This window comes from Paenibacillus sp. Z3-2 (genome assembly GCF_054161325.1).
Map to the genome: position 1 here is coordinate 858,395 of NZ_CP096397.1, position 16,275 is coordinate 874,669.

Consider the following 16,275-nt stretch of genomic DNA (forward strand, 5'->3'; position numbering starts at 1 on the left):
CAGGACAAGGACGTGGTCTAATTTATGATTCGTACACTCGCCATTACACGAGAACATCAAGTCTTCGTTAACGTTCCGCTTACACAGCTGGATCTGAACGATTACGCCTGGGTATGGGCAGATTTTAACCAGCCAACGGAAGAGGAAAGCCGTTTGCTGGATACATATTTTCATTTTCACCCCTTAGCTATAGAGGATTGTCTGCATGTGTTGCAACGGCCTAAGCTCGATTATTATGATAATTTGCAGTTTCTTGTGCTGCATGCACTGAATCCATCCACATTGGAAGCCGAGGAGGTTGACTTGTTTCTCGGAGCGAACTTCCTTGTTTCTTTTCATCATGGTGTATTGGAAGAAGTGGATGAAGCGTGGGAACGGTTGTTGCATCATGCACATGAACGAACCATCTGGGCGCGAGGTCCAGTGGCAGCAGCTTATACGGTGATGGACAAGTTGGTCGATCATTATTTTCCGTCTTTATTTGCCATTGAAGATGAACTGGCTGAACTGGAGAACCGGGGTGGACAAGAGTCGGTTGAAGACTTAATGAACCAGGTGTTTGACTTGCGCACGCGATTGCTAAAGCTCAGACGAACAGTAGTACCGATGCGGGATCTGCTCTATCGGGTGGTAAACTCCCAGCATGTGCAGCGAACAGGGGAACATACGGCTTATTTTACCGATATCTATGACCATTTATTGAAGCTGACGGACATGATCGAAGCCGATCGGGAGATGACGGCTGATCTGCGCGACAGTTACATTTCCCTGAACTCCAACCGGATGAATCAGATCATGAAGACACTCACGGTAATAACGACTGTATTTATGCCGCTCACGCTGGTCGCCGGAATCTATGGCATGAACTTTGCCTATATGCCTGAGCTTCAGTGGAAGTTCGGGTACGGGGCGGTGCTGCTGTTGATGTTTGTGCTTGGTGGCAGCATGGTGGCCTGGTTTGTAAGGCGCGGTTGGTTTAAGTAGGGCAAATGTGTCAGTTATCAAAATGTATATAATGTAACAAGCGATGATCTTTTTGGCACATGTGGATACACAAAAAAAGATCATCGCTTATGGTCTCCAAAATTCCAGCAGGCCGCTGGATGTTCTAGAATTTAGCGTCACAGTGAGGGTCATCAAGATTGGGATGTTCTGAAATCTCCCGGTAATGCTGGAGCTTATACGTTATAATGTCTGAGGTTTCATGCAGTCTCGATATCTCCTGCTGAATTTTACGCTGATGCTCTTCAAGGATGGAGTATCTCGTAGACAGAGTTTCAGGTCCCTGTTCAGATAGCTCTCGATAGTGCTTCATTTGTTCTATGGTCATCCCGGTGGCCTTGAGTCTTGTCAAAAAAATAATGCCAAGGATATGATCCTTGCTATATTGTCGATGCCCGTTCGCTTTTCTCTCTGCATAAGGTAGTAGGCCTACTTTTTCATAATATCGGATGGTATCTTCAGTTAAACCCGTTAGATTAGCTGCTTCCCGGATGGAAGTAACGATGTCTGGAATGTTCTGCATGAGATCAGACTCCTTAGTATTGGAATTACCAAGGTAGTTCTCCATCGTTTCCATGGAATCCTCCTGAGGGACCATTTTCATCCAGGACAGCTAACTTAACAACTATAGCAGCTGCTTGCTTCACGGTGCCTAATCCTGTGAAGCCGTTCAGGTCGGTTGCTGTAAAGCCGGGATCAGCAGAATTGATCTTAAGCGGTGTGTTTCTGAATTCTTTGGCAAGCGTAACGGTGAACATGTTAACGGCTGCTTTACTGCTGTTGTAAGCGAGTAGGTTAAATTGGGCATGTTCGTGCTTGGGATCGCTATTATATGCAAGTGAGCCGAGGCCACTTGTCAGGTTGACGATTCGGCCTGCAGAGGATTGCTGTAATAAAGGCAGCATCGCCTGAGTAACGGAGATCATACCGAAGAGTTTGGTGTCGTAGGTTTTCCGAATGTCCTCCAGAGAGATCTGACTGGGCGGAGTGGCCCCTCCAGCAGAGATTCCTGCATTATTAATCAGCACGTCCAGGGAGCCAAACTTTTGCTTAATCTGATGGACAGCTGCCTCAATGGTAGCTTGGCGGGTTACATCAAGCACGATTGCATGAGCCTCGATATTTTTGTTAACCAGGAGTTGAGCTGCTTCCTCGCCTTTTCGTTCATTTCTCGCTCCCAGGAGAATGACATATCCCATTTTTCCTAACTGCAGAGCGGTTTCAAATCCGATTCCTTTGTTGGCTCCAGTAATTAGAGCGTACTTTTTCGTTTGCATCTGTTATTCCTCTTTTCATGAGTAATGTATAAGCATGTGGGGTGGTGATCACCGAATGGTACAACTTGGAGTGTGCTCCAAGTCAACAGGGGAATTTGGAAGAAGCAATCGGGACGGGAGCGCACAAATAACCGAATACCCGTCTGTATCAGACTTTTGCATTCGGTTAAATATGTTTTTAATGATATCCACATGTGAATAACTATTCCGCTACAAGCAGCTGTGTATAACTTACGATGTCTTCCTGTTACTCCATCTCAAGAACAAAAGAAGTCGTTGCTGCCTCTTTACCATTCACAAGAATGGTAAGCGTATGCAGGCCGGCATAATATTTTCTCGTTGTAATGACTTTGAACGACTGTTTGGTGGCTACCTTGGTTCTGCCTGTCGGGTACATTTTATCGGAACATTTGAATCGTTTAGGGGCCTGTTTGCCGTTTGCCTTCATATAGCCCATCTCGTACTCAATTCTGAGCATCTGTGACTCGCCACTCTCGTTGACCACATCAAACGAAAAATGAAGATCCTCGCCAATAGCGACTGTATCGTGAGCAAGCTGAAGCTGCTCTATGTGAATGGAATCCTGCTCATTGTAACCAAAAAGACTAAGCGCTTTGCGATGTCCTTTCTTCAGTAATGATCTACTTGCATGCCGGACAATCCAGTCTGTGTGTGTATGTTGTCCGTACCAGGTCGTGGCCATATCCATGACGAGTTCAGGGTGATCCTTGGAGATATCATTCAGGTGATTGGCCACACTTTTGCGAACATACAGGGACTCGTCCGCTTTCAACGCATGCAGAATTGGAAGTACCGGTGTGGGGTCGGTGATGAATCCCTGAAGTTTGGCACCCCATGGCAAACGGGGCCGACTACCCTCACTGGCAAGTCTACGGATATGTTCGTTGTCGCTATCTGCCCACGCCATCATGTGCTTCATGGTTTGGATGGGATAACGTTCAATAAACGGGCGTACCGCGAACTCGGAGCTGGAATAAGGTGTGAAGACGGTCAGATACTTCATGGATAGCTCGTAGTCCGCGGGGTCCAGTCCATTCACTTCGATATAATCCGGTACAAACAGATATTCAACACCTCTCATATTAGGGGCTGCTTGTTCGATGATATGTAAGGCTTCTTCATAATTGTCGGGCAGCACTTCGGTCAAGGCCAGTGTGATTCGGCGAATCCGTGCTTTGAACTCCAACTGTTCCCAGCCTTCAGCGAAAATCAATTCACGAAATTGCTGTGTATCCAGCTTGGGATAGAATTGACGTAACAGTTCACCGGTCCGATCGATTAATGCGGGAGTGTATTTGTCTTTGAAAAGTTCCATGGTCCGCCTCCTTCGTTATTATCCAGTATACCTCAATTCACAGAATAAGAACGTAAGTTCCTGGATTTTTCTATGTATATGGATAAACGGCGTTAAGGCACCCGCCTTCTATAAGGGGGTGCCTGGATTTTTTTAACCTTTGCGACTTTTGGGACGGCGCTTCGTGGAATTGGATTTGCGACGGGTTGGAGTCGTATTGCGGCGACGTGGGGGACTTGTTGGTTTGTTCCGACGCTTGCGCGTACGTTTTCGTGGCGGCGTATATTCTTCATAGTCTGCATCGGCCGCGCTTTTATTCGTTTTTCCTTTTCCAAAAGGCAGAATGCCCATAACGAGCTTCATCATCGGAGCCATCTGCTGGATGCCACCGACGACCTTTTGCATTTTGCCTATTCCGCTCATGATTCCGTCAATTCCGCCGAAGCGGTCGATCATTCCTTTTAACTCACCGATGTTGGCTAATGAAAATCCGGAACTGTTTGAAGCAGCAGGCGCCTGTACCGGAACTGGGGGTACCACCTGAGCTCCCCCTCCATAAAAGTTCCCGCCGGAAGCCCCTTGCCCATACGGTACGATTGCAGATGCTTCGACTTCGCCAAAATTCGGGTATTGTGGATCAACGCCAGGATACATCGGTTGGATCTGAGTTTCATTCAAAGACCGCGGGACCACACCGTGTGGCATATAGGCAGAAGTATGCGCCTGCCGATGAGCATGAGAAGACGGGCGCTGCCCTGGTGCTGGCTGGCGGTGATAATAATGCTGTGGCATGAACGATCACGTTCCTTCTATGTTGGATTTCGGAATTGCGTTCCATGAGTTGCATGACAGATGTACATCATAGACCCTAGTGGAACTCCCTTTTGCTATACTGTATGTCATTCGCGGAGAGACGGCGTAGGCGAGTATCACGGAAAACGGGATATTTGCGGATTTGGGCGCGTAGACATGCTGGCAGGTTTCCATACAGGAAAATGAAGTTTAGACACAAATTTGTAACATTTGGGGTGGTCGAACTCCTACATAAGTAATCGGAAATATACAGGTGAAAACTGGGATATAGCGCTATAATCTCACTGGATGTCCGCGAGGGGAGGACAATAGTACCTTTTGTAAGCGGTAACATGTATTTTTATTCTGTAGTGCGTGAAATCGGTAACGCTTGAAATACCAACTCAGGGTGAGTACAATGTAGGTACACAGTAACCGCTAGGGGATGATGATGAAATGCAGCTGAAAAAGCTAAATGATAAAAGCATTGAACAACTATTTGAGGCTATCTTGACTCTAAAAGATATTGAAGAGTGTTATGTTTTTTTCGATGACCTCTGCACGGTAAACGAGATCCAATCCATGTCCCAACGGCTGGAAGTGGCACGTATGTTGGGTAAAGGCAATACGTATAACCAGATTGAAGCAGAGACAGGCGCGAGTACAGCCACGATTTCACGTGTGAAACGCTGCCTGAATTACGGCAATGATGGTTATAAAATGACGCTGGAACGCCTGGGACGTTAATATGAAGAAGCCGGGTGTACTCATCATCAGTCACGGTTCTCAGGAGCAGACCTGGGTGGAATCCGTCGATGACGCGATCTCCCGGTTGAGTCTGCCCAGCCCGTTGCCAGTTGAAGCGGGATTTCTTGAACTTGTGGAAGGACGCCTGATCCAGGACGGTATCGACCGACTGGAAGCGCAAGGTGTAACCGATATTCTGGTTGTACCTCTGTTCGTGTCGTCTGGCAGTACACATGTGGATGAAATTGAATTTGCGATTGGCGCAAAGGAAGCACCGGAGCGGGAAACGGATCTTGAACCATTTAATGTAAAGGCTCGGGTTCACTTCGGTTATCCAGTGGATAACGATCCGGATATCGCGGTGATGGTGTGGGACAAGGTCAAGTTACTCTCACAACTACCTGAGCAGGAGACGATTCTGCTGGTTGGGCACGGGAGTATTCATGATGGATTTCGCGAGCGCTGGGAAGCCGGGATTTCTTCCCTGGCACAGCGCGTACAGGAGTTGAGTAGTGTAGCTCATACCGATTATGCGTTGCTTAATCCAGAGAGCGTGCACGACAAAGTGAAGTACTGGAGCGAAGAGCGGGGGAACCGAGTCATTGTGGCGCCGCTGTTTTTGAGTGCTGGTTACTTCACAAGGAATGTAATTCCGGATCGACTGCAGGAATTGGACTATGTGTACAGTGGTGAGACGCTGTTGCCGCATCCATTGCTTGGACAGTGGCTGGAGCGCCAGATCCAGATTTTGCTGGAGAGATGTAATGAGGTCAAGGTTTAGTTTAGGGAAAACTGGTCGCTACCAGCGGTTATTATTCCCTGCAGCTCTAACAACAGCTTAAACACAAACGGCAGAGATGCCGTTTTTTTTTGTTTTTGTTGCACTTTAGACATGTGGAGTGCTCAGTATGAAGGCTGCGAAATCAGTCAAGAGATACGGCTTATATCATAGTCCTCGAATATTCTCCTAAGTTATATAATCAGGATTCGTACCTCCTGCTCAATCTCTGCCAAACACAAAAAAACACGCCGAATCAGGCGTGTTTTTTTTGTGTTTGGCAAAACCCTCTACGAGGCGAAATTCCGGGTTCAATCCGCGCAGAGAGAGTGAAGGATCAGGGTTCTAATGGAGGAATATTGTCGTCTGAATCTATCTCTCGAAGTCCGCCAGTCCGCACTCACGTAGGTTCCATCTAGTAAATTTTAGGGGGGATAAATCAAAACAAATCCTGAAATGATTCTCTTTACAGGTACGTTTTTGTCTGATAAGATGTCAACATTCAATTGTTAACCTAAATAATTAATTTGGTTAACAATTGAAAAGATCTAACGGAAGGTGATATCTTGTGACGCATTATGAACGGCTTGCAGCTATAAATAAGGCTCATTTATGGAACCCCTTTACGCAGATGAAAGATTACAATAACTCCGATCCTCTCATTATTGAACGAGGCGAAGGCATCATGCTGTATGACGTCCAAGGACGTGCCTATTATGATGGCTTCTCCTCGGTTTGGCTTAATGTTCACGGACATAACGTACCGGAGCTGAACCAAGCAATAACGGATCAGTTGGAACGTGTCGCACATTCTACTCTACTCGGAATGGCTAATGTGCCCGCTATTGAGCTTGCAGAGAAACTAGTAGAGATTTCCCCAGAAGGATTAAATAAAGTATTTTATTCCGATTCGGGAGCAACCGGTGTTGAGATCGCAGTGAAAATGGCGTTTCAATACTGGAAGAACCGAGGAGAAACCGGTAAAACGAAGTTTATTACGATGAATCAAGCCTATCACGGAGATACGATTGGTGCGGTTAGTGTCGGTGCAATTCCGTTGTACCATGCTGTGTTCCGTCCCATGATGTTTCCTACTTATGTCATTCCATATCCTTACGTATATCGACATGAGGACGGCGAACTGGAAGCAATGGAAGCTACGTTAATCGCATTACGTAATTTACTTGAAACCAGTGCAGATGAAATCGCGGCTATCATCGTGGAGCCGATTGTGCAAGGGGCTAGTAGCATCCTTATTATGCCAGAGGGCTGTCTACGCGAGATGGCGGCACTTTGCCGTACTTATCGCGTACTTTTCATAGCCGATGAGGTGGCGACAGGCTTCGGTAGGACAGGCGCTATGTTTGCTTGTGATCTCGAAGAGGTATCACCTGATTTGATGGTGGTAGGCAAAGGCCTTACAGGCGGCTATTTACCTGTGGCAGCGACACTGGCAACAGATGAGGTGTACAACGCATTTTATGCCGATTATGAAGAGCAAAAAACATTTTTCCATGGTCATTCCTTTACAGGTAACCCGCTCGGCTGCGCCGTTGCTTTGGCTAGCTTGAAACGGTTTGAAGAGCGCAACATGTTAGAAGGTGTAAGAGCAAAGGCGTCTTTTGTAGAGTACAAGCTCTCAGCGCTTAAAGATTCTCCGCACGTCGGTGATATCAGGCAAAAGGGACTGATGTTAGGAATTGAGCTTGTACGGGATAAAGCTACTCGGGAACCGTACGATTGGGCCGAACGTATCGGCGTTCGTGTAACCGGGCGGGCCAGAGAGCTTGGCATGCTTACAAGACCGCTTGGCAATGTTGTTGTGTTCATTCCTCCTCTTGCTAGCACAGAGGCAGAGCTTGATGCAATGATCGATATCTTAATGAAATCAATTTGTGACGTCACCGAAGGTGGTTTGGAAACATGAATGTAATTCGCGGATTATTCGTAACAGGTACGGACACAGGTGTTGGGAAAACAATCGTTACAGGTGCTCTTGTCGCCGCCCTTCGTGCTGAAAAGCGGAATATAGGCGTCTGGAAGCCCGTGCAGTCCGGTGGACTTCTTGGTAGCGGAGAAACCGATGCGGAACGTCTTTTGCAATACACCGGAATTCATGAGCGTGCCGAGGATGTTGCGACATTTACATTCAAAGCTCATCTTACCCCGATGCTCGCTGCCAAGCAGGCTGGGGTTGCTATTACGTTGCAGGAGATAATCAGCGCTGGTCAGTCGTTGGCAAGTCGATACGAATGGGTACTCATCGAAGGGGCAGGCGGCGTCGCTGTTCCACTGACCGAAGACTCTCTTGTAGTGGATTTGATCTCGAAGCTTCGGACACCGGCTTTGATCGTTGCGCGGACGGGTCTAGGTACGATTAATCACACACTTCTTACTGTGTCATACCTGCAGCAGCATGGGGTTCCGATCGTAGGTTTTATTCTGAACGACGGTGAATCTGACGAGATTTATAACGACTCAAGCATTGCAACGAACGCGGATCTGATTGAACGTTATTGCGGCATATCCTTTCTTGGACGCATTCCCCGCTTAATGGACGAAATAAATACGGAATTGTTGATCCGTGTGATTCGAGAAAAGATCCGTTTAACACCAATCAGACAGGCAATAACAGTTCAATCCATGGGAGGATGAATAAATATGAAAACAACGGTAAGTAATCTAGAATGGTTGTCGATTGCGAATCGATCGTTGAATGGTGGATGTTTAACCATTGAAGAGGGGCTTGCCGTACTTGAAGCAAATGACGATGAGGTATTACCGCTGATGCAAGCTGCTTTTCATGTGAGACAATATTTTTACGGCAAAAAAGTGAAGCTGAATATGATCATCAACGCCAAAAGCGGTTTTTGTCCCGAAGATTGCGGTTATTGCTCACAATCCATCGTATCCACCGCACCCATCCAAAAATATAGCTTGCTCGACAAAGAAACGTTGCTTGCAGGAGCACACGAAGCTATGGCGCGTAAAGCAGGAACCTATTGCATTGTAGCTTCAGGAAAAGGTCCCACGAATAAGGAGCTGGATCAAGTTGTAGAGGCGGTAAAAGAAATCCGTGAAACGATGCCACTTAAAATCTGTGCTTGTCTAGGAATCTTGAAGGAAGGCCAAGCAGAACGTTTGGCGGAAGCAGGTGTGCACCGATACAACCACAACTTGAACACAAGCAAGACCAATTATCCGTTGATCACCACAACTCATACCTATGATCAGCGAATTGAAACAGTGGAAAAGGTAAAAGCATACGGCATGTCCCCTTGCTCCGGTGTCATTATCGGTATGGGGGAAAGTAATCAGGAAATTGTCGAGATGGCTTTCGCGCTCCGTAAGCTTGATGCGGATTCGATTCCGATTAATTTCCTGAATGCGATACCAGGGACCCCTCTGGAAGGAAAAGGACGCACTCCGGCTATGAAGGCGCTAAAGGTACTGGCACTATTTCGGTTCATCTGTCCATCTAAAGAGATTCGTGTTGCGGGTGGACGCGAAATCAACCTCCGTACGCTGCAACCTTTGTCACTGTATGCTGCAAATTCACTCTTTGTAGGTGATTATTTAACAACTGCAGGTCAAGAAATATCGAACGATTATCAAATGATTGAAGATTTGGGTTTTGAGATTGAGTTAAATGCACTTTAGGGCGGTACGGAATATGAACTGGATGGAAAAAGAACTTGGGTTATTGGCTGATGCCTCCAATGAACGTTACTTGCGTGACAGTGCCGCGGTTCCAGATTGTCCTGGTTATACGTTGAGGGGAGACCGAGTGCTCCTCAACCTGGCCTCCAATGACTATCTAGGACTTGCACGACATCCCGCTATCATTGATACGATTCGCGAGATGCTTCTCACCGAAGGAGGAGGCTCGGGGGCATCTCGTCTTGTTATTGGAAATCGGCCGCATTATGGTCACTTGGAAGAAGCACTGGCCACTTGGCAGCATAGTGAAGCCGCGCTTGTTTTTGCAAATGGCTATATGGCTAATTCTGGTGTCATTCGTGCACTTGTAGGCCGGGGTGATGTGGTTTTTAGTGATCAATTAAACCATGCCAGCATAGTGGACGGTATTGTGCTGAGCCGTGCGGAACATGCTCGGTATCGACATAATGATATAGAGCATCTGAAGGTGTTATTGAACAAACATCGGGATAAACCACGTAAGCTGATTGTTACGGATGCCGTCTTTTCAATGGATGGTGATCAAGCACACTTGCTTGAACTCGTTGCCCTCAAACATGAGTACGGGGCAATTCTGATGGTGGATGAGGCGCACAGCGGGGGCATCTACGGGAAACGGGGCGAAGGACTTTGCTTTAAGCTTGGTCTGCAAAATGATGTAGATGTGCATATGGGGACGTTTAGCAAATCATTCGGTTTATATGGAGCTTATATCTGCGGCAGCCGAATATTAATCCGCTTTCTCATCAACAAAGCCAGGCCGCTCATCTACTCAACGGCATTGCCGCCTTCTCTCGTAGCTGGTATTTCAACAGCGTTAACTTTGGTACAGGCGGATCATTGGCGTCGCGAACGCCTCCACTCGGCAAGTAGATTATTTCGTTCTTCGCTTTATGATGCCGGGTTTAACGTTGGAACCGGGGACTCTCCTATTGTACCGCTAATGGTCGGTGATAACGAAAGGGCTCTTCGTTTCAGTGAGGCACTTGAAGCAGGCGGTATTGCTGGGGTCGCCATCCGGCCGCCTACCGTTCCTGATGGCACCGCGCGAATTCGCTTCTCCTTATCAGCCGACCATACCCCTGAGGAACTGAATAATGCCAGCGCACTAATCTGCAAAATCGGGCTTCAGTTAGGGTGCTGAGCTCATGAATGCTTCAGATAATAATCCGCTGCAAATTGAAGAAGAGACAAGCGGAACCATATTATGGCTAACGGGATGGAGTATGCCAGATGTGGTGTTTGACCGTCTTCGCCTGTTATTGCCTGATTTTCGCCATATTTCTGTAGATTACAGTGCTGTCAATTCTCCAGAGGAAATGCTGTGCTTAACTGAAACAGCAGTTAGGAATATGTTATTTATTGAAGGATCAGCTTGCAGGGAAAGAATGTTTCACCGTCCGCTTCTGATATCAGGTTGGTCGCTCGGAGGTTTACTGGCGCTCAGACTAGCGGCTAAAGGTTACGTGGATGGCCTTGTACTGTTCGGTGCAACGGCTCGTTTTACCCGCTCAGAAGAAGAGTTTGACCGCGGCTTGGCAGATGCATACGTTAGGCAGATGATCAAAGGGATCTTAAAGGATCGATATGCAGTTGAAACCAAATTTCGAAAGATCATGTTTACGGAGCAAGAATGGGAGACAGGCCTTGCTGAACGTCTACCTCAAATGGGTAGCTGGACAACTCGAGCACTACTAGCAGGTCTTCAGATTTTACGAAGCGAGGAATGCTTGTCTCAACTGTCAAATATCGATTGTCCGGTTCTTCTCATTCACGGGAATGAAGATGTGATTTGTCCTTACGGCGCTGGATTGGAGCTTATGACTCAATTACCTCAAGCTAAGTTAGTTACATTAACCGCCTGCGGACATGCGCCCTTTTTGGGAAAGGAAGTACACATAGCTGATGAATGGAGGAGATGGTGGCATGACCATTCGTAGAAGTAGGGCTGTTCAACGCCAATTTAATCGTAGTGCCATTTCTTATGATGCACATGCTCATGTTCAGCGTTCTATGGCTGATCAGCTAGCAAGATCTCTCGCAGGATGGAAAAACAAAGGGTTCATAAGTAATCCGAGCATTCTTGAGATCGGTTGTGGCACGGGGGCTTTGACTCAAATTGTAGTGAATGAATGGCCTAGTGCGAATATTACTGCACTTGACATTGCACCCGAGATGATCGAAGTGGCTTCAAAACGGTTCCTATCAGCGCAGCATCCAGGTTCTGGGAGTTGTACAACGGATCGTTTACGTCTTCTACAAGCAGATATCGAAATGTGGGCAGTAAATGCCCCGGCTTGCTCAGTGGATATCATTGTTTCCAACGCCTGTTTTCAATGGCTAAGTTCTCCGCAGGAAACACTGGGTCACCTTCGGCGAATGCTACGCCCTGGGGGCTTGCTCATATTTACAACATTTGGGCCTGATACATTTCATGAGATGCATGAGGCATTTAATGAAGTTTATCGAGCCAATGAAATGGAAGCACAGCGGCATGGACTTTCGTTTCAATCGCCTGTTCAATGGGAAACCATGCTTCAGGAAACCGGATATTCTAGTTTCGCTTGTGAGCGTTCGATTCATATGGAGAAGTATGCTTCCGCAAGAGATTTTCTATATTCGGTTAAAGGAATGGGAGCTAGCGCTTCAGAAGCAGTATCGATATCTGGGCACAGTTTACGACGTTTGTTCATCAATATGTATAAGGAGTACGAAGATAAATTCAGCATACAGGGGGGAGTCTCTGCAACTTATGATCTCCTATTCATTCAATCCGTGGCTCCTTATTAATCATGGGATTAAAGCGATATTAACCCTTTACCGGAGCATGCAGACTCAGATGAAGCTCCAGCAAAGATATTAATTGCTCAACCATTTCCTCCGCCGGATAAGGCATGGAATGCATGATCCACCATTCCAGCAGGCCCACGGCGGCAGAAGCCAGGAATTGCACGGTAATCTCCTTGTTCATGCCTTCCTCGATACCGCACGCGTCCATTTGTTCCTCGACTCCCCGGACCATAAGTGTCATCAGCTTGCTTCGGAATGCGGGAATTCCTTTTTTGGTTAGAAGTGTTGAATAAATGGCCGCATGCTGTTCCAGGTAACGGAAGGTGCGCAGCAGCGCATCTTTGGCGGTAACCGGAGATGTAGGACTATCGTTGAAACAGGTTTCCACCAATTGCTGCAAATACGTCTCAATGCATCGGTCCAGTAGATCAAACTTATCCGTGTAGTGTAAATAAATAGTGCCGCGGTTGACATTGGCACGGTCAGCAATGTCATTGATCGTAATCTGCTCGAAATCCTTCTCTTCCAGTAGCCCCACCAAAGCCTCCATAATGGCCTTTCTTGTCTTGAATACGCGTCTGTCCATGGCCCCTCCTACTCATGTTTCTATAATACTTTTCAACAATAATGTGCATTTCGTTGATTATTCAACAGAATTGAATAGAGGCCGATTGGGGTGGGGGATACCAGAAAGAACCAAAAAACAAGTATTTAAATAATTGGATGGGGTTTCTTTTTTGTTAGATGTACTATTCATTTTCCAATATAAGGTTTTCGTCTTTATCGTTCCAATTTATTTTTAGATAAATTGGTCCGTCACTTATATTATTGTCGGTGATCACCTGCGCTTTGATATGTGTTTTAGGTGACAAAGTACTCATATTGCCATACACATTGAGATTATTATCCGTACTGAATTTATAAGAAAAATCATTAATAACTGATTCGGTTCCAATATACTGAATAGTATATTCACCGTTACTTTGGAAGGTAGCATTCCAATGTTCGCTCTTACCATTCCAAACCCTATTATTATCATTGCAGCTTACAAGAAAAATGGTAGTTAAAACCATGAGTAAAACGAATCTTATTATTTTTTTCATAAAAACACCTCCATATTTAGATGAATTATACCATAATGTCGAAAAAACTTGAAATAATTTACAACCAATGTTACCATAATATTGAAAATAAGATCATTTTAGGAGGAAAAAGTATGAAATTGTTAAAAAGCAAGAAATTTTTTTCCGGTATCTTATGCTTGGTATTATCCATTACGCCATTAGGAGGAGCTATAAGTGCAAGTTCGAATCTTGATAATTCTGATATTCCTAAGGGGTTTGAAGTTTTAAGAGAATATGACTTGAATGATAAAAACAGTATAAGAGAAATACCCGCCAAGATTATTACGGATCTTCAAGATAAGAACAAAAACAGTATTTTCTCTGGAACTGATTCTAACGTCTTAAGTGAGGTAGAAGTTACCAAAAATGAAACTCGTATTTACAGGGATTTGAAAAATATAGAAACTGGAGAAATACAACATCAGTATGTTACTACCTCAACGGTCGAAGTATCTCCCTTAAATGATAGTGAAATTATAACTCCTTTCTTTGATAACGGAGGTGATAAAACCGATAGTAGCCAGTCTGTTAGATTAACTGTAAGAATTTTTTGGCACGAAAATTCGACAGACTCAAACTACATAGGCATGGATAAAGCCTATTACCGCTGGGATCAACTTGATAGCCAGAGAATCTCAATTCCATCATATACTGGAACTGCCAAACAAATTGGACCGGGTGTAAATAATAAAGTACAAATGAACGGATTACCTGTTAATGGTACACATCCTATCTCTGGGGAAACTTATTTAATAACTTTCGATAGACTGGGATGGATCGATGTATTGGCTATTGGTGTAGGAACTCAGGTGGGAATCCATTTCACAACTAACCTTCAACGTAGTGAAGATAGTAAATGGAGTTTTAATTTTGGTATGGTTATTTTCGGTTCAAATACTTGGTAATTTCCTTTGTGAATAATGAATTCCAGACTACTGATTGAGTATATTAACACTTAAGCAATTATATATGTATAAAATCCCACCATCTGGTGGGATTTTTCATTAAGTAAATATGTGGCTAGGTTGGGAGAGGCAATATGAACGATAAGCTATTTGATGGTTATCCATTTACCGGAGCATGCAGACTCAGATGAAGCTCCAGCATAGATATTAATTGCTCAACGATTTCCTCCGCCGGATAAGGCATGGAATGCATGATCCACCATTCCAGCAGGCCCACGGCGGCTGAAGCCAGGAATTGCACGGTAATCTCCATTTTCATGCCCTGCTGGATGCCACATGCGTGCATTTGTTCTTCGACTCCCTGGACCATAAGTGTCATCAGCTTGCTTCGGAATGCGGGAATCCCCTTTTTCGTTAGAAGTGTGGTATAAATTGCCGCATGCTCTTCAAGGTAGCGGAAGGTGCGCAGCAGCGCATCTTTGGCGGTAACCGGAGATGTAGGACTATCGTTGAGACAGGTATCCACCAATTGCTGCAAATACGTCTCAATGCATCGGTCAAGTAGATCAAACTTATCCGTGTAGTGTAAATAAATGGTGCCACGGTTGACATTGGCACGGTCAGCAATGTCATTGATCGTAATCTGCTCGAAATCCTTCTCTTCCAGTAGCCCCACCAAAGCCTCCATAATGGCCTTTCTTGTCTTGAATACGCGTCTGTCCATGGCCCCTCCTACTCATGTTTCTATAATACTTTTCAACAATAATGTGCATTTCGTTGATTATTCAACAGAAACAGATATTTTAACGATTGAAGCACAGCAGGTGCTTTGTTAATCTTATTTTATCAACAGATGTTCATAAAGCAACGATTATTCATAAAATTCGAAATAGAGGGATATCGAATGAAAATTTTAGTATATGGCGCAGGTGTGTTGGGCAGTCAACTGGCCCACATTCTGGTACGTGGAGGAAATGACGTTACGGTTCTGGCTAGAGGGAAACGGGCTGAAGAGTTGGAGAGGGATGGCATCGTCATTCGTCATGTGTTTCAGTTTAAAACAACAGTCGATCCGGTTCGTGTAACAAGAGAATTAAAAGAGGATGATATCTATGATCTAATTTTCGTCGTCATGAAATATAATGATTTTCCATTGGTGTTACCCATTCTCGCTGAAAATAAGAGTAACAACATTGTGATTGTAGGCAACAACGCGGATGCGCGAAGCATGCAGACGTTTCTGGAAGAGAATAGCCGGGTGGAAAAGCGAGTGGCGTTTGGTTTTCACGTTAGCGGTGGGAAGCGGAACGGCAATCGGATGCTGTCCATAGGCGTGGGAAAGGGACTGATGGTGATCGGCGCGTTGGACGGTGAGATTCCTTTTCAACCTCTGCTGGATCAGGCATTTGTTAATGCAAAATACAAGCTGGATGTGAATGAAGATATCGATGCTTGGCTGAAAAGCCATCTCATCCCGATTTTGATGCTGAATGCGGTGAGTTTTAATGAAGAGCGAGAGTTGAAGAAGCTGGAGGGTAACAAAAAACAGCTCCTGCACATGATCGGGGCCATGAACGAGGGAATGGCTGTACTGGAGGCGATGGGCATCGCCATGATCCCGAAAGCACAGGCCAAGCTGATCCGCAAGCATAAGCGGATGCTGTATCTGATATTGAAAATCTATAGCATGCTTCCGATGTATAAGCTGATGGCGGGTTCTTTTGGCGAAATAGAAGCTTTAAATGATGCATTTGCCGATTGGAAAAAGACAACCCAAAGGCCCACACCTCATTGGGATGAGCTTAAAAAGGCAGTTTCTGCTCTAAAATAAAGTGAAGTCCCCGCA

18 protein-coding genes are annotated in these 16,275 nt (G+C 45.5%); 11 read left to right on the forward strand and 7 right to left on the reverse strand.

Features of this window, described 5'->3' with window-relative positions; all coding sequences use genetic code 11:
- The first annotated feature begins 24 nt into the window (after nt 1–24).
- Complete coding sequence (gene corA, locus M1D71_RS03710) at nt 25–984, forward strand: magnesium/cobalt transporter CorA (RefSeq protein ID WP_458125297.1); 960 nt, start codon at nt 25–27, stop codon at nt 982–984.
- 124 nt (nt 985–1,108) lie between these two features.
- On the opposite strand, the gene M1D71_RS03715 is transcribed toward corA, so the two are convergent.
- The 4 genes from M1D71_RS03715 to M1D71_RS03730 form a co-directional block, all read right to left on the reverse strand.
- Nucleotides 1,109–1,579 (reverse strand): MerR family transcriptional regulator, encoded by a 471-nt coding sequence (locus M1D71_RS03715; protein ID WP_336765317.1) that lies wholly within the window; start codon nt 1,577–1,579, stop codon nt 1,109–1,111.
- Nucleotides 1,551–2,279: an SDR family oxidoreductase gene (locus M1D71_RS03720; protein WP_458125298.1), complete on the reverse strand. Its 729-nt coding sequence runs from the start codon at nt 2,277–2,279 to the stop codon at nt 1,551–1,553. The genes M1D71_RS03715 and M1D71_RS03720 overlap by 29 nt, the downstream gene beginning before the upstream one ends.
- Before the next feature lie 247 nt (nt 2,280–2,526).
- A complete protein-coding gene (locus tag M1D71_RS03725) occupies nt 2,527–3,615 on the reverse strand; it encodes a DNA alkylation repair protein (RefSeq protein WP_458125299.1) in 1,089 nt (362 codons plus the stop codon).
- Nucleotides 3,616–3,747: 132 nt separating this feature from the next.
- Nucleotides 3,748–4,386, reverse strand: a complete 639-nt coding sequence (locus tag M1D71_RS03730; RefSeq protein ID WP_458125300.1) for a tyrosine protein kinase — start codon at nt 4,384–4,386, stop codon at nt 3,748–3,750.
- 456 nt (nt 4,387–4,842) lie between these two features.
- Between M1D71_RS03730 and M1D71_RS03735 the strand changes: the two genes are divergently transcribed.
- The 8 genes from M1D71_RS03735 (at nt 4,843) to bioC (ending at nt 12,400) form a co-directional block, all read left to right on the forward strand.
- The gene (locus M1D71_RS03735; protein WP_017690665.1) at nt 4,843–5,133 is read left to right on the forward strand and encodes a YerC/YecD family TrpR-related protein; all 291 of its coding nucleotides are present in this window, start codon (nt 4,843–4,845) and stop codon (nt 5,131–5,133) included.
- Nucleotide 5,134: 1 nt separating this feature from the next.
- On the forward strand, nt 5,135–5,914 hold the full coding sequence (locus M1D71_RS03740) for a sirohydrochlorin chelatase (protein ID WP_458125301.1): 780 nt from the start codon (nt 5,135–5,137) through the stop codon (nt 5,912–5,914).
- 565 nt (nt 5,915–6,479) lie between these two features.
- On the forward strand, nt 6,480–7,838 hold the full coding sequence (gene bioA, locus M1D71_RS03745) for an adenosylmethionine--8-amino-7-oxononanoate transaminase (RefSeq protein ID WP_458125302.1): 1,359 nt from the start codon (nt 6,480–6,482) through the stop codon (nt 7,836–7,838).
- Complete coding sequence (gene bioD / locus M1D71_RS03750; RefSeq protein ID WP_458125303.1) at nt 7,835–8,566, forward strand: dethiobiotin synthase; 732 nt, start codon at nt 7,835–7,837, stop codon at nt 8,564–8,566. The genes bioA and bioD overlap by 4 nt, the downstream gene beginning before the upstream one ends.
- A 6-nt stretch (nt 8,567–8,572) precedes the next feature.
- On the forward strand, nt 8,573–9,571 hold the full coding sequence (gene bioB, locus M1D71_RS03755; protein ID WP_458125304.1) for a biotin synthase BioB: 999 nt from the start codon (nt 8,573–8,575) through the stop codon (nt 9,569–9,571).
- Between the two features lie 13 nt (nt 9,572–9,584).
- Nucleotides 9,585–10,754 carry an 8-amino-7-oxononanoate synthase gene (gene bioF / locus M1D71_RS03760; RefSeq protein ID WP_458125305.1) on the forward strand — a complete coding sequence of 390 codons (1,170 nt, stop codon included), beginning with the start codon at nt 9,585–9,587 and terminating at the stop codon, nt 10,752–10,754.
- Between the two features lie 4 nt (nt 10,755–10,758).
- The gene (locus M1D71_RS03765) at nt 10,759–11,550 is read left to right on the forward strand and encodes an alpha/beta fold hydrolase (protein ID WP_458125306.1); all 792 of its coding nucleotides are present in this window, start codon (nt 10,759–10,761) and stop codon (nt 11,548–11,550) included.
- Entirely contained in the window at nt 11,537–12,400 is an 864-nt protein-coding gene (bioC, locus tag M1D71_RS03770; RefSeq protein ID WP_458125307.1) for a malonyl-ACP O-methyltransferase BioC, read from the forward strand. The genes M1D71_RS03765 and bioC overlap by 14 nt, the downstream gene beginning before the upstream one ends.
- 19 nt (nt 12,401–12,419) lie before the next feature.
- On the opposite strand, the gene M1D71_RS03775 is transcribed toward bioC, so the two are convergent.
- Together M1D71_RS03775 and M1D71_RS03780 are read right to left on the reverse strand one after the other, a co-directional pair.
- Entirely contained in the window at nt 12,420–12,986 is a 567-nt protein-coding gene (locus M1D71_RS03775; RefSeq protein ID WP_458125308.1) for a TetR/AcrR family transcriptional regulator, read from the reverse strand.
- A 163-nt stretch (nt 12,987–13,149) separates the two neighbouring features.
- Nucleotides 13,150–13,503, reverse strand: coding sequence for a hypothetical protein (locus M1D71_RS03780; protein ID WP_458125309.1), 354 nt, complete (start codon nt 13,501–13,503; stop codon nt 13,150–13,152).
- Nucleotides 13,504–13,616: 113 nt separating this feature from the next.
- Between M1D71_RS03780 and M1D71_RS03785 the strand changes: the two genes are divergently transcribed.
- Complete coding sequence (locus tag M1D71_RS03785) at nt 13,617–14,429, forward strand: hypothetical protein (RefSeq protein WP_458125310.1); 813 nt, start codon at nt 13,617–13,619, stop codon at nt 14,427–14,429.
- Nucleotides 14,430–14,586: 157 nt separating this feature from the next.
- Here M1D71_RS03785 and M1D71_RS03790 read toward each other — a convergent pair whose 3' ends face one another.
- A complete protein-coding gene (locus M1D71_RS03790) occupies nt 14,587–15,153 on the reverse strand; it encodes a TetR/AcrR family transcriptional regulator (protein WP_458125311.1) in 567 nt (188 codons plus the stop codon).
- A gap of 180 nt (nt 15,154–15,333) precedes the next feature.
- Between M1D71_RS03790 and M1D71_RS03795 the strand changes: the two genes are divergently transcribed.
- Nucleotides 15,334–16,260, forward strand: a complete 927-nt coding sequence (locus M1D71_RS03795) for a ketopantoate reductase family protein (RefSeq protein ID WP_458125312.1) — start codon at nt 15,334–15,336, stop codon at nt 16,258–16,260.
- The last annotated feature ends 15 nt before the right edge of the window (nt 16,261–16,275 follow it).

Excerpts from the sequence above, each read along its gene's own strand:
- corA (WP_458125297.1), top strand. The coding sequence starts at position 25 with ATGATTCGTACACTCGCCATTACACGAGAACATCAAGTCTTCGTTAAC.
- M1D71_RS03715 (WP_336765317.1), bottom strand. The coding sequence starts at position 1,579 with ATGGAAACGATGGAGAACTACCTTGGTAATTCCAATACTAAGGAGTCT.
- M1D71_RS03720 (WP_458125298.1), bottom strand. The coding sequence starts at position 2,279 with ATGCAAACGAAAAAGTACGCTCTAATTACTGGAGCCAACAAAGGAATC.
- M1D71_RS03725 (WP_458125299.1), bottom strand. The coding sequence starts at position 3,615 with ATGGAACTTTTCAAAGACAAATACACTCCCGCATTAATCGATCGGACC.
- M1D71_RS03730 (WP_458125300.1), bottom strand. The coding sequence starts at position 4,386 with ATGCCACAGCATTATTATCACCGCCAGCCAGCACCAGGGCAGCGCCCG.
- M1D71_RS03735 (WP_017690665.1), top strand. The coding sequence starts at position 4,843 with ATGCAGCTGAAAAAGCTAAATGATAAAAGCATTGAACAACTATTTGAG.
- M1D71_RS03740 (WP_458125301.1), top strand. The coding sequence starts at position 5,135 with ATGAAGAAGCCGGGTGTACTCATCATCAGTCACGGTTCTCAGGAGCAG.
- bioD (WP_458125303.1), top strand. The coding sequence starts at position 7,835 with ATGAATGTAATTCGCGGATTATTCGTAACAGGTACGGACACAGGTGTT.
- bioB (WP_458125304.1), top strand. The coding sequence starts at position 8,573 with ATGAAAACAACGGTAAGTAATCTAGAATGGTTGTCGATTGCGAATCGA.
- bioF (WP_458125305.1), top strand. The coding sequence starts at position 9,585 with ATGAACTGGATGGAAAAAGAACTTGGGTTATTGGCTGATGCCTCCAAT.
- M1D71_RS03765 (WP_458125306.1), top strand. The coding sequence starts at position 10,759 with ATGAATGCTTCAGATAATAATCCGCTGCAAATTGAAGAAGAGACAAGC.
- bioC (WP_458125307.1), top strand. The coding sequence starts at position 11,537 with ATGACCATTCGTAGAAGTAGGGCTGTTCAACGCCAATTTAATCGTAGT.
- M1D71_RS03775 (WP_458125308.1), bottom strand. The coding sequence starts at position 12,986 with ATGGACAGACGCGTATTCAAGACAAGAAAGGCCATTATGGAGGCTTTG.
- M1D71_RS03780 (WP_458125309.1), bottom strand. The coding sequence starts at position 13,503 with ATGAAAAAAATAATAAGATTCGTTTTACTCATGGTTTTAACTACCATT.
- M1D71_RS03785 (WP_458125310.1), top strand. The coding sequence starts at position 13,617 with ATGAAATTGTTAAAAAGCAAGAAATTTTTTTCCGGTATCTTATGCTTG.
- M1D71_RS03790 (WP_458125311.1), bottom strand. The coding sequence starts at position 15,153 with ATGGACAGACGCGTATTCAAGACAAGAAAGGCCATTATGGAGGCTTTG.
- M1D71_RS03795 (WP_458125312.1), top strand. The coding sequence starts at position 15,334 with ATGAAAATTTTAGTATATGGCGCAGGTGTGTTGGGCAGTCAACTGGCC.